Here is a 14,332-nt window from a genome sequence, read left to right on the forward strand (position 1 = left end):
CTTGATGCTACAGGCGTTTTAGCCTATTACATCATGCCGCCCATACCGCCCATGCCGCCCATATCTGGCATGCCAGCGCCTGCGCCCTTCGGCTCAGGTTTGTCAGCAACAACGGCTTCAGTTGTCAAGAACATAGCTGCAACGGAAGCTGCGTTTTGCAACGCGGAACGTGTTACTTTAGCAGGGTCAACGATACCAGCTTCGAACATGTTCACCCATGTGCCGGTAGCTGCGTTGTAGCCTACGCCGATTTTTTCGTTTTTCAGACGCTCAACGATAACGGAGCCCTCTTGGCCTGCGTTAGCTGCGATTGTGCGAAGCGGCTCTTCAAGGGAACGAAGAACGATGTTCACGCCTGTTTGCTCGTCGCCTTCTGCTTTAACAGCAGCAACGGCATTGTATACGTTAATGAGGGCAGTACCGCCACCCGATACGATACCTTCTTCAACCGCTGCACGAGTGGAGTTGAGGGCATCTTCGATGCGGAGCTTGCGCTCTTTCAATTCTGTTTCTGTAGCTGCGCCGACTTTGATTACAGCAACGCCGCCGGACAATTTTGCAAGACGCTCTTGAAGCTTCTCGCGATCGAAGTCGGAAGTTGTTTCTTCCAGTTGAGCGCGGATTTGGTTCACGCGCGCAACGATGTCAGCGGAGTTGCCGCTGCCGTCAACGATGATTGTCGTTTCTTTTGTGATACGGATTTGACGAGCGGAACCCAGGGATTCAACGCCAGTCGATTTCAGCTCAAGGCCGAGCTCTTCCGTGATCACTTGGCCGCCTGTAAGAGCAGCGATATCTTGAAGCATTGCTTTACGACGGTCACCGAAGCCTGGCGCTTTAACCGCTACGCAAGTGAATGTTCCGCGAAGTTTGTTAACTACAAGCGTAGCTTGAGCTTCACCTTCAACGTCTTCAGCAATGATTAGCAATTGTTTGCCGGATTGAACGACTTTCTCAAGAACCGGAAGGATCTCTTGAATGCTCGTGATTTTTTTGTCAGTGATAAGGATGTAAGGGTTGTCTAGGACAGCTTCCATCTTATCTGTATCCGTGATCATGTATGGCGATACATAACCGCGGTCGAATTGCATACCTTCAACCACTTCAAGCTCTGTAACAAAGCCTTTCGACTCTTCTACAGTGATAACGCCGTCGTTGCCGACTTTTTCCATAGCTTCAGCAATCAGTTGGCCTACTTCATCGTCAGCAGACGAGATGGAAGCAACTTGAGCGATCGATTGTTTGCCTTCGATTGGTTTCGAGATAGCTTTCAGCTCTTCTACAGCAGCTTTAACGGCTTTCTCGATACCTTTGCGGATAACCATCGGGTTAGCGCCGGCTGTAACGTTTTTCAAGCCTTCGCGAATCATCGCTTGAGCAAGTACAGTTGCGGTAGTCGTACCGTCACCTGCAACGTCATTTGTTTTTGTTGCTACTTCTTTAACAAGCTGAGCGCCCATGTTTTCGAATGCGTCTTCAAGCTCGATTTCTTTCGCGATGGACACACCGTCATTCGTGATAAGCGGGCTGCCGAATTTTTTCTCAAGGACAACGTTGCGGCCTTTTGGACCTAGTGTTACTTTAACCGCGTTTGCAAGAGCGTCAACTCCGCGCAGCATTGCGCGACGAGCATCTTCGCTAAATTTAATTTCCTTAGCCATTAACGTAAAACCTCCCAAAATAGTTTAAGTAATTTTGTTTTAACGTATCTTGCCTTCTATGTGACCCTTGACGGGCTGCTATTCAAAAATCGCGTGAATTTCGCTTTCCTTCATAATCAAATACTCTTTGCCTTCGTATTTGATTTCAGTACCCGCATATTTGGAGAAAAGAACGCGGTCGCCTTCTTTAACTTCCAAAGCAACACGAACGCCATCTTTCAGCGTACCGCTGCCGACTGCTACCACTTTACCTTCTTGCGGCTTTTCTTTCGCCGAATCCGGCAATACGATACCGCTAGCGGTTGTTTCTTCTTTCGCGATTGCTTCGATCAATACGCGTTCACCCAAAGGTCTGATCATTGAAAATAGCCTCCTTCAAAATTTGTCGCTTCTTAGTTTCTCGTTAGCACTCGAAACCTTCAAGTGCTAACAACTATTTTTATCATACTCATTTTCGTTATCAATTTCAAGTGCTTGGTTTTAATTTTCCGTTTATTTACACAAGGCAGGCCGGAACGCTATTCTTTTGCCGCTAAAAGCTGTATTCCTCCGCTTTTGGGCAGCAAAGACTCCTTCTGCAACTTGCGCCTCATATACAACAGCCCCAGCCGATGAGGCTGCCGCGATACCACAAAAACCGAGCAATTTTGACAATTTCCGCATGTTCTTCTCCGTCTTTCTTCTATAATAAATGCCGCATCATTGACAGCTTCCTGCATCCGACTGCAATCCCAATACAAACAGGCAGGCGTACGAATCATCCATCGTCTGCCTGCCTGTCTGCCGTTTGTTTCATATTATTTTAATGCCGTGTCTATCCCAAAAGCTTGTCCAGCCCACGCCTTCTTCGACGTCCATGCCTCATCCGCCCCGCTCCAAAACGGATGCTCGCTCGCCAGACCCAAAGGCAAAAATACGGCTGCGCATAAATAGAGGCTGCCTGTAGAAATGTAACGCTCGCCAATATCCCGCTGATGCCCGCAAAAACCGATCGTAAGCCAGCCCTTCGACGTAAAATTGCCCGGTATTTCCATCGTTCGGCGGATGGCTGCCGTCAAAGCGCAGCGTACCTGGGCCGGACTGACGCTTTTCGGCAAATCATCCAGCAGGGCACTCTGAGCTAAGCTCTGGAACGCACCGAAGCGATAAGCAAGCGAGCGTCCAATCGGCGGATAGGTTCCATCGGTTCCGATCAACCGCTCGAGCACTTCCGCATATCGCCGAGCCCTGCCGGTTATGGACGCCCGCATGGCATCCCACTCCCCGTACTGGTCGCCTGCTGCGGCAAGCACGTCAACAAGCATCGGCTGAATGACGAAGCTGTTGTAATAATCCCAATGAAATTCAGGTCCGTCGCCATAGGCGCCGTCGCCTAAATACCATTGTTCATGCTGCTTTAGGGCATAATCGATCCGCATCGGATCCCAATCGCCCTCACCCAGCTTAAGCAAAGCCGCTTCAGTGGTTGCCGCAAACAGCAGCCAGTTCGAGAAAACGGGTTTCCTCGTCCGTGTTTGCTTCAGCGCTGCAATGACGTTCTTTTTGACCCGCTGCTCCAGCTTTTCTCCCAGCTCTACCGGCGCGCGAAGGATTGCTAGCGCCAAAAAAGCTGCGTCGACAATCGGCTGGAAGCCATCGCTGAAGTTCATGTAATCCGGCGAATTCGGATCGGTCCCTGCGTCTATGGCCTCGCGAGCCAGAGCTGCAAACCGGCAGCGAATCTCCTCCTCGTCTCCGTGAAGGGCCCTATTCTCAAGCCATGGAGCCATACCGGACAGAAGCCGTCCAAGCGCTTCCAAATGTGTATATTTCGCCCGGTCAGCCTGTAGCTCTGCCGCCGCAGCCGCCCTTTCCTTCTCGGTTTCGCCTGACACCACTGCGAACTCAACCGGCATGCTCTCTTTGAGACGACGCTCCGCGAGCGCTGTCAGGACAGGTTCGCTAATCACAATCATCTGCTCAAGCCAATAGCGGCGGTCCGAAAACGGAGTGCTGGACTCTTGTCTGCTCATCATCTCCCTCTCCCTCCTACCAGAACGTGGCTGAATTTCCTCTCAGCCGCGCCAAGCCTTCCACAAAGAAATAATCACCGTAAATCAGCGGCACATCAATGTTTCTCCGCTCCGGATAATGGCTTGTGCCATGCAAAATCAAGCCCTCTTCCGCTTCGTTATCCCAAGCTCCGTAGTTCTCGTACATAGAGCGCAGGATTCGCTCTCCTGCCGCTTGATACAGCTCTGCCTCTTCATTCGGAACCGCTTTCGCAATTTCCAGCAAGCCGCAAGCCGCACACGCGCCTGCCGATGTATCGCGGTAACGCTCGACGCCGGAAGGCAGCCGGAAGTCCCAATGGGGAACCGAATCCTCGGGTAAATTCGCAAGGAAGAAGTGGGCAACCCGCTTGGCTGCTTCCAAATACCTAAGCTCACCCGTATAGCGGTAACTTAGCGCCATGCCGTAAATAGCCCATGAGGCCCCGCGCGACCAAGCCGAATTCGGCGCATAGCCTTGCCCGCCGTTCACGCTTTCAAATTCGCCGGTTTGCGGATGGAAAACGACAATATGGTTGACCGAACCATCCGTCCGGATAAAATGCTCCAGCACCGTATCCGCATGCTCCATCGCCAGGTGCTTAAACCTTGGATCGCCCGTCGTCTCGCTCGCCCAGTAGAGCAGCGGCAAGTTCATCATGCAATCGATAATGGCCCAGCCCTCGTTGCGATCACCCTCGCTCCATGGATTCCATGCTCTTATATAATTGCCTTTTACGTTAAACCGTCCGCTGAGCACGCTCGCAGCCAGCAGAGCGCGTTTACGCGATTGCTCTTCGCCAAGCAGCTTATAACGGGCGACGCTCGTAAGCGACCACATGAAGCCGATATCATGGTCCAGCCGGTCAAATCCCATCAGCACCTCATCCAATTGCTGCTCGCATGCTTCGGCAATGTCTTTAAAGCGCTCGTCTTTCGAGTCCGAGTCGCGGTACAACAGCCAGAGCAAGCCAGGCCAAAATCCGGCTGTCCACCAATGCGGCGCTTCGAGGACATAGGTCCCCTCCACGCTGGCATGCGGGAATCTCGCCCCGATTCGATTGCTCGTCCTCGTTATCTTCTCCTGTACCTTTTCCCATGCTTCATTTGTCCAATTGCTCTTCTCCATATCCATTCCCTCTCCCCTCGGCGATTAAGTAAGCTATGAGTCAAATTGAAAAATAAATGACGCTGACAATGGCATGCCAGCCGGAACCGCTGCCTCGAAATCAAGCGTATACCAAAAGCGTTCGCTTCCGAAATGATCGATATCGCTTCTTGCCGTCGCCAACGGCCGCCATATTTGATGGTCATATGCGATGCTGAGTTGACGCTTTCCGGACAGGACGATACGTCCCTCCTGCACCAGCTCAGGAGTAAGAAACGTAATGAAGCGCTCCGTCACATGCAGATCGGCGGCTTCTCTGCTTTCCGTAAATGAAAACAAGTCGGTCAGCATTAGACGCGGCAGCCTTTCTTTTTCCCAGCGGAAACGGCGCTCCAACCGCTCCAGATTGGAATGCCCGTAAGCTCCGCTAATCGAAAGCGCCATGTGATCGCAGCTTTCGCCTGTAGACGCTTCCAAAACCGTTGCCCGGAATGCGGAACCATTTTGCTGATGAAGTCCGTTAATTATAGGAACCGAATGTCCTTGCGAGCCGTTGCACCATATGGAATAACGTTCCGGGCCAAAATATTGCGCCGTATACTTTCCGCTGCCGAGATCCGCCAAATAGGCTTGTCCGTCCGCATGCACGATAAAATGGCCTACATCATTGTGGTTATGCGGCTCCTCATTATGACCGCCCTTGGCCGCGAAGCTGTAGCTGCCGCCGTTATCGCTGACATGCCTGGATATCAGCCACTGCACATCGGACAAATAATACGACTCGGCAGGCCAGACCGCCTTGTCGCCCGATGCTTGCATCCAGTCATCCTTCACCCATATTAAATTACGAAGCGCAGGCGCCCAGCGCCCGCAATGATCGGCTTCATACTTTGCTCGCAGGCTTCCATCAGGCACGATAACCTCATTATACTCGTTATGAAGGCAGCAGCTCAGCCCCATAAAGATACCGCTTTCGTTAGTCGAATCGGAGAAATTAACGACCGTGCTGCCTCCTGTAAAGCATTTTTGCTGAAAAAGTGCGATTTCCTTCACTTTGCTTGAAGCAAACAAGTCGATTCGCCCGTCGGTCGCCGTTTTTAACAGCTGGGCAAAATAAACGTAATAACCGAATCCGTACTGCCAGTACAAATATCCTTCCGCGCAGGCGCCGTCCTCGCCAAAACCGCTTAAATAGCAATCGAGCGAACGAAGCACCCGCTCCAGCAGCTCAGATAAACGTCCCGCATCCTCGATAAGATGGAGGGCCGCCGCACCAACCGAGCCGGCGCATACCGCAGACCAATTGTGGTCAGCTGTTTCCCAGCCGTAAGGCCCCTGCTCCAAGAAAGGCCGAAACAGCCGCGTCTCTATTTCCTCTTCCATCCGTATGCGCAGCAATGCAGGCAAGCGGTCACCCAAAAGCAGCATCGCTTCGCTAAGCGCAAAACCCGTCTCCGCAGCAAATAAATCAATATCCGGTCTATCCGCTCCTTCATTAAAATGAGCCGGCAGACACCAGGTATACTCATTGCAAATGGACCAAATGATATTAAGGGCCGCCGATTCATAACGTTGGAGATCTGGCTCAAGAATAGCCATGATGACAAATGCATTCAGCCTTTTGCGCCTTTCAAAATAAACCTTCTCGTAGGCCAGCCGTTCTCCCGTATCACCGTAGATACGAAAGAGGGCATACGTCAGCTCAGGATCAGGCGTAAGCAAATATCGCTCCGCTTCTGCCCGAATCTCAGCGATTAGCGACTGATTTGCAGCAGCTTCACGCATCCTTGCCGCAAGTCCGACCTGCTCGTCATCCGGTGCGAGAAGCGTCATCCCGCGTTTCCTGCTCTGATCCAGAACGATTCTAATCCGCTCGCTGTTCATGGGTATCATTCCACTCCTATTCAGTCACCGTTTTTGCCGGTTTCTGTATGCCTCTAATCCATTCTACCCGTCCAATCTTGGCGTGCCAAGGCTCGATATGAGAATAATAGGCATTTCCTGCCTGCTGCTTCGAGAGCACAATGCCTTACTACTATTATAAAAAAAGAACTCCCGATTCTTTAACGCTATTTTGATCACCTCTACCGCTATTTTGACTTTCTTTCATGGGCGAAAAAAATACCGCACAACGATTTCTCGCGTACGGTATGAATGATTCCAGCTATAGTTCTTTGAAATGCAAGCCGCCCATAATGAACGCTGTCAAATCTTCGATCGTCGTTTCCAGCGATGGATGCTCTTCCTCGAGCAATATGGCCCAATACTCCGTATGTCGATGAAAGAGCAGCGTCCCTACAACGGACATCAAAGCCGTATCCAGTGAGCGAAAATGAAACACGCCCTGCTCCTCGCCTTCTTTGAGCCATTGGCGAAGCAATTTCCACATGGGCATGACATGCTTGCGAATTTTCTTTATGCGATCCGTGTTCATTATAATTTCCTGTTGAATAATATTAATGAGCTGACGGTCGCTGTATCGAAATCTCGTTACCTCGCGAATAATAAGCTTTACGCCCTCTGCTGGGCTTAGCGATGGATCTACTCCGGCAATTTGATCATTTGGGAAAAATTGCTCGAACAACGCGCCGAACATATTTTCTTTCCCGCCAAAATGATACGATACGAGCGCGACGTTAGCTCCTGCTTCCTCGCATATTTGCCGAACGGTCGTTTTCTCGAAGCCATATTGGGCAAACAGCATCTTGGCAGCCAACAAAATTCTGATTTTGATATCCGCATCTCCTGTTGTCATGACGGTCCTCCATCGTAACGATTTCTTTTATTTTGAACGAACCGCGAGCAAACAGCAAGATCAACATTGGTTTTTACCTGTTTTGACCGGCAATGACTGCGGCCGGCTGCTGCTGGCGCACACCCTGCCGTTTTACCGCTACGGCTAATGCGCTAACCGCAATGGCGACAATCGCGATGAGGCTTAATGTCAATGCGTCAGCCGTTGCGGCCGGGCCGCCGAACAAAATGTTCATCGTGCCTTCTACCGCATACGTGGCCGGAAGAACATCTCCTAGCTTCACATAAAAATCCGACAACAATTCACGAGGCACGATCGCGCCAGAGGTAACCAGCTGTGCGGACAGCAACATAATATTAAACAGCATTCCGCTCATGCCAAACAAGTAAATAAACATTTGCGATACGAAAATAAAAGTCAGGACGAACAGCAGCTGGAATAACCAAATATGAAGGAAGCCTTGAGCCATTTGGCCGCCAAACGCAGCGAGCAGCGATGAGCCTATCAACGATACGATCACCGCTGCCGCAACATTAAGAACGCTTCTTGCCGCAAAACGCTGCCATCTGCTTACCCCCGCACTTATCGCCATCGCAGATTGTTCGAAATTCATTCCCATGATCATCGCGCCAACATAAGAAGCCAGCACCAGCATCATTGGAACCATCTGATTGTTCATTCCTTGAATAACGTTCGTCGACTGGATCTCTGAAGTCACGCGCTCTGACAATCCTTGCGCGGCTGCTCCTGCTTGCTCCGCCGGAAGCTGCATGTTGCCGAGGACCGTTTGGATGCCGCCGGTTACTGCTTGCTTATTCACTTCTGCAGTTATTTGCGCAGCCGCGCCGCTCATAATGCTTTTAATTAACGCGGGGTTGGATTCGTTGATTAAATATTGGATCGATGCCTTACCGTCTGCTGCTGCAGTCTTTTGAGAAAAGTCGGCCGGTATCCAGACGATCATTTGAAGCTCACGCTCATCGAGCTTCTGCTTCGCCTCGTCAATGGCATTGATTTGATTCATGCTGAACGGTAAATTTTGAACAAGTCCGCTGGCAATCTGCTGGCCCATTTGCTGGTCTTCATTGACAACCGCGATATGCAGCTGGTCGATCCGATCCGTAACGCCGTTATAACCCGTCATCCAAATGACCGAGAAAATCACTTGGAACATGATCGCCGTAATAATGCCAACCCATGTGGTTGGGCGTTTCATAAAAGCTTGCAAAGCATTTTTCATATTGAACCACTCCCGTTTTTTCTATTTAAACAAACGTTTAAAACAACTGTTTAAATATTAAGCGGAAAGTTTTATTTTGTCAACAAGCGAAAACAACAAAGAAATGATTAGGTATTGTCTAATGATACAAATGTACCTACATTAATGACACAAATCTGCCTACATTGAGAACAAAAAAAAAAAACAACAAGATGATTTTTGTTGTTTTTTTACTGAAGTGTTGCCTCCAAAATCATTTATTGTTTTTGCGGATATTTCTTATAACGTTTGTGCATTCACGACGCCCCACCACCTTAAGTGACCGAAGGGAACGGCCGCGATGCGGTTAGGTGTGCGGGTGTGTCACTTGAATTCGCTTCCTCAAAATTTCTCTCGGGGACCGAGGGGCCGAAAGGCCCCGATGCGTGAATGCGGTGTTATATGACGTACCCGACTTCTTCGAGTTACTTTCACACTGCTTTTCTATTTCTATTTATACTCCAGCAATATATATTTCAGTAAAGGCTTTTTATAAAACATCAGTTACTTATTTGTTACCGAGTTGTTCCGCCAAACCGATTAGAAGTCCTTCGGTTCCACGAATGTAGCAGAGCCGATACGAGTCCCCGTACTGAACCACTTCGCCAACGAGCTGAGCACCATACTTTGTGAGTCTGGATACCATTTCGTCAATGTCTTCAACGGTGAACATGACGCGTAGATAACCGAGGGCGTTTACAGGAGCAGTCCGGTGATCTGATATAGTAGGTGGGGTGAGAAATCGCGAAAGTTCAAGTCGGCTGTGGCCATCTGGGGTAACCATCATAGCAATCTCTACGCACTGAGAACCCAGTCCGGTTACGCGACCAGCCCATTCACCTTCGACAGTGGCTCGCCCTTCGAGCTTCAAGCCAATCTCCTCGAAGAAAGAGATTGCGTCATCAAGGGATTCTACAACGATGCCGACATTGTCCATTCTTAGTAATTTGTTTTTTGCCATAGTTTTATCTCCTTATGTGTACAAATTAATTATCTTACTTCCAATGTTGTCTCATTTCTTTTTGATAATGATATGTCCATGAAGACCCGCCTTTCCATTATACAAGTGATTGTAAATATTGGAAATAAAGAAGAGGCTCACAAAGTCATTAAGACTTTGCAAACCCCAATGCTTTCGGTTCTTGTAAAAGATGATTCAATCATATCTTTGGGATTACCTATCGTAAAGAGAAATCAGTAATGATTCCATCATAGATTGAATTGATTTGGAGCAAAGTTTTCATATGCAAGAATACAGGAACATTTGTGTAGTTAGAAAATCGGCAATCAGATCATATTCTTGGCTTTGAGAAATGACAAGAACATGTTCCTATACAATAAAAAATCCATGCGGATTTTAATCGGACTATGTTCTTGTTTCCCGACAGGTTCTAATATTTCAATCATTCTTAATTGGATGATTGATAATTCATCTATAAAGTAGGTATATTTGTGTCATTGGACAGGTATAAAAAAAGAAGAAGAGGATTGTCCTCTTCTTCCCGTTACGCGTTATTGTATGATTCTCCGTATTCCGCTTCCCATTTCGCATCCGCTGCCAGCTGTTTTTTATGCACCGTACCCGATAGAAACACACTGACTTCGTACAAAATAATTAAGGGAATGGCCACTAAAATATCCGATATGAAATCCGGGGGCGTGATCATTACCCCGATAAGCACCATGATGAAGTATGCGAGCCGGCGCATTTTGCGAAGCCGCTTCGGATTCACCAATCGAATCGCCGTCAAAAACATAATGACAAGCGGCAGCTCGAAAAGGAGTGATATCGGAATAAGCAAATTGAACATAAACGTAAAATATTGCGCGATCCCGTAGGTTTCCTCAAGGTTTAAATGCTGCGAGACCGTTCTTGTAAAGTTGAACGCAAGCGGAAACACGACATAATACGAAAATGCCAGGCCAATCAAAAACATGATTAGCGCGAACGGCACGTATTTAAGCGTAGAACGCTGTTCGTTTTTGCGCAGCGCCGGCTTTACGAATGCCCAGAGCTGATAAGCAATCATAGGAAGCGCAATAATCAAGGCGATCACAAAAGCGAATTTCATATACATACCGATACCGTCCCAAAGCGAAAACGTATGCAATGAAATCGTGTTTGCCGGCTTTTGGCTCATTAGAAAATTATAAGTAGGCTGCGCGAGTATCAATCCGACTACTAAGCCTATCGTCAGTATAATGAGCACGTAGACAATACGTTTGCGAAGCTCTCCAAGATGCTCTAGAAGCGGCATGAGCCCTTCCTGTTGAAGGAGCGCTTTACGCGATGTCTGCTCCGTTTTATGATTTGCATCCGATCCCACCCGTACTTACCTCCCTCGCCAAGCGTTAACAGCCTTTTTGTTCAAGAAAAAAGCGGGCCCGATTAGTCCGGAAGCCGCTTATTGTCTTTATCTTTATTTTCCGAGCGATTCACTTCAACCCGGCTTGAATCCTTGTCTTTGCGGTCTTCGTCATCCATCATTTCTCTCGCTCCGGATTTGAATTCACGCAGCGTCCGTCCAAAAGCACGTCCAAGCTCTGGCAGTTTATTCGGTCCAAACAGAAGCAAAGCAACCAGAACGAGCAGGATAATACCCGTTGCACCTATTCCTGACATATTGTATACCTCCTCAAAGCTTTACGGAGTATGCCTACTTCGTAAGCAGCAATCGTTAACAGTTGTTCAACCCCCCGTATCCCATACTGACAATATCCTCGCGAATAATAGTATCTCCCGCTAAAATACGCGGCAGCAGCACGTCGAAGGACGTATAGGGATCATGCATAACGCAGCCTGGCAGTCCCATAATCGGTACGCTGTTGATATAACCGACAAGCAGCATCGAACCTGGAAGCATTGGCGTGCCATAGCTTACAATGTCCGCTCCCGCGGCTTTTATCGCGCCTGGCGTGCGATCATCGGGATCAACCGACATTCCGCCTGTTACTAGTATCATATCATACCGTTGTTCGAGCAAATAGTGTATTTCCTTGACAATTGTTTGTCGATCATCAGGGGAAAAGCGCTGCTCCGCAACCTCTGAGCCAAGCTCTTCCAGCTTGCTTCTAACGGCGGGCCCGAATTTATCTTCGATTCGGCCATTGAACACTTCTCCGCCAGTCGTTAGCAGCCCTACGCGAAATTTACGGAAAGGGCGCACGCGCAGCGGTGCAGCCCCGTCATTTGCTTCGCGATATTCGGCGGCGAGCCTCTCAACCGTCTCCACCTTCGTCTTCGGTACGACAAGCGGGATTGCTCTCGTTGCGGCAAGCGGCTGCCCGGGTTTAACGACTGTTTTCGACTTTATGGTAGCCAGTGCAATTTCGCCCAGCTCATTAATGGCATCAACCATTCCCTTATCAACCTCGGCCAGGCCAAGCAGCTTCGATTTGATGCTTACTTTGCCCTCATGGGGCTCCGACAGCGTAAGCTGATCCCCATATAATGCTTCGGCCATTCGAATGGCGGCATCATCCTCATGAAGCTCGCTCTCGCCAAGCTCCATGATGTATATATGCTCTTTACCGATATCCAGAAGATTAGGAATATCCGCTTCTGTCACGACATGCCCTCTTTTGAATAGACGTCCTTTGAACTGTCCGGGAATAATTCGCGTCAAATCATGGGCCAAGCGCAATCCGATTGCATCATATACCGATACCTCTTTAAGCACGGTCGATCCATGCTGCTGGACTTCGTCCTCTGAAAGCTGCTTTTTCTGGCTCATGCGTTGTGTTCCCCAATCTCTCCGGATAAAATGTTCAGTGCGTGCGGCAATTGATCCATGATTGCCATTAAGCTCTCATGCACGCCTTTCGGGCTGCCGGGCAGGTTGATAATGAGCGAGCTGCCTCTAATTCCGCACACTCCCCTTGAGAGCATGGCTCTTCTTGTCTTCTGGAGAGCTCCCATACGCATGGCCTCTGCCAGCCCCGGCACCGCGCGATCAATGACTTTAAGCGTTGCTTCGGGTGTAACATCCCGGAGTGCAAGACCCGTTCCGCCTGTGGTTAGGACAAGATCGGCATTAAAATACTCCGTCATCTCGATGAGAGCCGCCATGATTTCATCCTGCTCGTCCGGAACGATGCGATAATCGATGATCTCACCGCCCAGCTCTTCCTCCACCAACTCACGAATAACCTGAGCACTCGTATCTTCGCGTTCCCCGCGTGAGCCTTTATCGCTTGCCGTTAAAATTGCTACCTTCCACCGCATTTACCATTCCTCCCATTTCTTGTTCCGCTCATGGGTTTGACGAAATCTGATAATCGCCGCTTTTGCCGCCTGTTTTGGAAACAAGCAGCGTAGGCCCGATGACCATATCCTTTTGCAGCACCTTGCACATGTCGTATACCGTTAAGGCTGCGGCAGAGACAGCTGTCAGAGCTTCCATTTCAACGCCGGTTTTTCCGGTCGTCTTCACTGTTCCTTCGATGTAAAGCTCATCGGTTCCATTATCGCTGAATACCACGTTTATGCCTGTGAGTGGGAGTGGATGGCACATTGGAATCCAATCTGCTGTTTTTTTGGCGGCCATGACCGCTGCCACTTGGGCAACCGCAAGGACGTCGCCCTTTCCGATTTTTCCTGCTTTGATTTGCGCTAACGTTTCTTGGTTCATCGTTACTTTGGTTTGAGCGACTGCCGTACGTGAAGTGACTTCCTTATCGGAGATGTCCACCATCCTTGCCCGGCCCTGCTCGTTAAAATGTGTCAACTCCACCTCTATCGCTCCTTCTAGCGTAAACGGAAGCTTTGCCTTCTGCTGGTCAAAGCGCGTTTCGCGTTAATACCTCCAGCTAAAACAAGCGGATGCCGCGCTCGGTAATCAAGCCATCCATTTTCAAGTCATGCCGCTCATGCGGGATCTCGGCTGTAAGCTGATCCTCAAACGACATTCCGATCCATAACGTATTCGCCGCATTACCGTTTTTTCCTTGATAGGCTTCGGCAAAACGGTCATAATAACCGCCTCCGTAGCCAAGACGGCCGCCATCCTTACTAAAAGCGATGCCTGGGACAAAAATAACGGAAGGAGCATAATCATCCAGTTTCGGCGTCTTATCCGGATTCGGTTCCATGATTCCGTATGCTCCCGGCATCAGGTCGTCCCAACTCCGCAAATCATGCAGCGTCATCGATCGGTCTGCGGCTAAACATCGCGGTGCAAGGACATCCCGTCCCGTACGCCAGCCCCATTCAATGAGACGCGATAAATCAAGCTCGCTTCGGAAAGCTGCGTAAACCATAAATGAGTCTGCATTCCGGCTCTCGAGTAATTTTTCCGCATTCGCACAGGCAGTTTCTGACCATAATTTCCGCTGCTCCGGAGGCAAACTATTGCGTTTAATCATCATTTGATTACGTATGTAAGCTTTATCGCCCAGTTGATTCGGTTCAGCCAAAAACACTCACCTATTTCAGTTCCCATCATTTTCTTTCATTAAAAGTAGTTTACCACTGTTATGCAACTTTCGCCAATGCCAGCGCTCGTTTATGGTACACTAATA

Annotated in this window: 14 protein-coding genes; all 14 read right to left on the bottom strand. The window is 49.2% G+C overall.

All coding sequences use genetic code 11. The annotated features are described in order from the left end of the window. Window positions 1–26: 26 nt before the first annotated feature. Window positions 27–1,661: a chaperonin GroEL gene (gene groL, locus MRBLPE1_RS31310; RefSeq protein WP_076269676.1), complete on the bottom strand. Its 1,635-nt coding sequence runs from the start codon at window positions 1,659–1,661 to the stop codon at window positions 27–29. A 78-nt stretch (window positions 1,662–1,739) separates the two neighbouring features. Then, window positions 1,740–2,021 carry a co-chaperone GroES gene (groES, locus tag MRBLPE1_RS31315; RefSeq protein WP_076338572.1) on the bottom strand — a complete coding sequence of 94 codons (282 nt, stop codon included), beginning with the start codon at window positions 2,019–2,021 and terminating at the stop codon, window positions 1,740–1,742. A 437-nt stretch (window positions 2,022–2,458) separates the two neighbouring features. Then, window positions 2,459–3,673 (bottom strand): DUF2264 domain-containing protein, encoded by a 1,215-nt coding sequence (locus MRBLPE1_RS31320; protein ID WP_414698951.1) that lies wholly within the window; start codon window positions 3,671–3,673, stop codon window positions 2,459–2,461. 16 nt (window positions 3,674–3,689) lie between these two features. Continuing rightward, on the bottom strand, window positions 3,690–4,820 hold the full coding sequence (locus MRBLPE1_RS31325) for a glycoside hydrolase family 88 protein (protein ID WP_414698947.1): 1,131 nt from the start codon (window positions 4,818–4,820) through the stop codon (window positions 3,690–3,692). Window positions 4,821–4,853: 33 nt separating this feature from the next. Further along, window positions 4,854–6,683, bottom strand: coding sequence for a heparinase II/III family protein (locus MRBLPE1_RS31330; protein WP_364153940.1), 1,830 nt, complete (start codon window positions 6,681–6,683; stop codon window positions 4,854–4,856). Window positions 6,684–6,963: 280 nt separating this feature from the next. Further along, on the bottom strand, window positions 6,964–7,554 hold the full coding sequence (locus MRBLPE1_RS31335; protein WP_364153942.1) for a TetR/AcrR family transcriptional regulator: 591 nt from the start codon (window positions 7,552–7,554) through the stop codon (window positions 6,964–6,966). A gap of 73 nt (window positions 7,555–7,627) precedes the next feature. Then, window positions 7,628–8,794: a YhgE/Pip domain-containing protein gene (locus tag MRBLPE1_RS31340; RefSeq protein WP_364153945.1), complete on the bottom strand. Its 1,167-nt coding sequence runs from the start codon at window positions 8,792–8,794 to the stop codon at window positions 7,628–7,630. A gap of 526 nt (window positions 8,795–9,320) precedes the next feature. Continuing rightward, window positions 9,321–9,773 carry a VOC family protein gene (locus tag MRBLPE1_RS31345; protein WP_364153947.1) on the bottom strand — a complete coding sequence of 151 codons (453 nt, stop codon included), beginning with the start codon at window positions 9,771–9,773 and terminating at the stop codon, window positions 9,321–9,323. A gap of 544 nt (window positions 9,774–10,317) precedes the next feature. Next, window positions 10,318–11,070 carry a twin-arginine translocase subunit TatC gene (gene tatC, locus MRBLPE1_RS31350; RefSeq protein ID WP_364154268.1) on the bottom strand — a complete coding sequence of 251 codons (753 nt, stop codon included), beginning with the start codon at window positions 11,068–11,070 and terminating at the stop codon, window positions 10,318–10,320. A 131-nt stretch (window positions 11,071–11,201) separates the two neighbouring features. Beyond that, a complete protein-coding gene (locus MRBLPE1_RS31355; RefSeq protein ID WP_364153950.1) occupies window positions 11,202–11,435 on the bottom strand; it encodes a twin-arginine translocase TatA/TatE family subunit in 234 nt (77 codons plus the stop codon). A gap of 55 nt (window positions 11,436–11,490) precedes the next feature. After that, on the bottom strand, window positions 11,491–12,546 hold the full coding sequence (locus MRBLPE1_RS31360; protein WP_364153953.1) for a molybdopterin-binding protein: 1,056 nt from the start codon (window positions 12,544–12,546) through the stop codon (window positions 11,491–11,493). Next, on the bottom strand, window positions 12,543–13,037 hold the full coding sequence (locus MRBLPE1_RS31365) for a MogA/MoaB family molybdenum cofactor biosynthesis protein (RefSeq protein ID WP_364153955.1): 495 nt from the start codon (window positions 13,035–13,037) through the stop codon (window positions 12,543–12,545). Before MRBLPE1_RS31365 ends, MRBLPE1_RS31360 begins: the two co-directional genes overlap by 4 nt. 28 nt (window positions 13,038–13,065) lie before the next feature. Beyond that, entirely contained in the window at window positions 13,066–13,545 is a 480-nt protein-coding gene (gene moaC / locus MRBLPE1_RS31370; protein WP_364153958.1) for a cyclic pyranopterin monophosphate synthase MoaC, read from the bottom strand. Between the two features lie 76 nt (window positions 13,546–13,621). Then, on the bottom strand, window positions 13,622–14,227 hold the full coding sequence (locus MRBLPE1_RS31375) for a 5-formyltetrahydrofolate cyclo-ligase (protein ID WP_364153960.1): 606 nt from the start codon (window positions 14,225–14,227) through the stop codon (window positions 13,622–13,624). Between the last annotated feature and the right edge of the window lie 105 nt (window positions 14,228–14,332).

The organism is Paenibacillus sp. LPE1-1-1.1 (assembly GCF_040676435.1).
In the GTDB taxonomy this organism is placed as follows: domain Bacteria; phylum Bacillota; class Bacilli; order Paenibacillales; family Paenibacillaceae; genus Pristimantibacillus.

What these genes read in the sequence shown, in the direction of transcription:
- groL (WP_076269676.1), bottom strand. Translation starts at nt 1,661, where the DNA reads ATGGCTAAGGAAATTAAATTTAGCGAAGATGCTCGTCGCGCAATGCTG.
- groES (WP_076338572.1), bottom strand. Translation starts at nt 2,021, where the DNA reads ATGATCAGACCTTTGGGTGAACGCGTATTGATCGAAGCAATCGCGAAA.
- MRBLPE1_RS31320 (WP_414698951.1), bottom strand. Translation starts at nt 3,673, where the DNA reads ATGAGCAGACAAGAGTCCAGCACTCCGTTTTCGGACCGCCGCTATTGG.
- MRBLPE1_RS31325 (WP_414698947.1), bottom strand. Translation starts at nt 4,820, where the DNA reads ATGGAGAAGAGCAATTGGACAAATGAAGCATGGGAAAAGGTACAGGAG.
- MRBLPE1_RS31330 (WP_364153940.1), bottom strand. Translation starts at nt 6,683, where the DNA reads ATGAACAGCGAGCGGATTAGAATCGTTCTGGATCAGAGCAGGAAACGC.
- MRBLPE1_RS31335 (WP_364153942.1), bottom strand. Translation starts at nt 7,554, where the DNA reads ATGACAACAGGAGATGCGGATATCAAAATCAGAATTTTGTTGGCTGCC.
- MRBLPE1_RS31340 (WP_364153945.1), bottom strand. Translation starts at nt 8,794, where the DNA reads ATGAAAAATGCTTTGCAAGCTTTTATGAAACGCCCAACCACATGGGTT.
- MRBLPE1_RS31345 (WP_364153947.1), bottom strand. Translation starts at nt 9,773, where the DNA reads ATGGCAAAAAACAAATTACTAAGAATGGACAATGTCGGCATCGTTGTA.
- tatC (WP_364154268.1), bottom strand. Translation starts at nt 11,070, where the DNA reads ATGCCGCTTCTAGAGCATCTTGGAGAGCTTCGCAAACGTATTGTCTAC.
- MRBLPE1_RS31355 (WP_364153950.1), bottom strand. Translation starts at nt 11,435, where the DNA reads ATGTCAGGAATAGGTGCAACGGGTATTATCCTGCTCGTTCTGGTTGCT.
- MRBLPE1_RS31360 (WP_364153953.1), bottom strand. Translation starts at nt 12,546, where the DNA reads ATGAGCCAGAAAAAGCAGCTTTCAGAGGACGAAGTCCAGCAGCATGGA.
- MRBLPE1_RS31365 (WP_364153955.1), bottom strand. Translation starts at nt 13,037, where the DNA reads ATGCGGTGGAAGGTAGCAATTTTAACGGCAAGCGATAAAGGCTCACGC.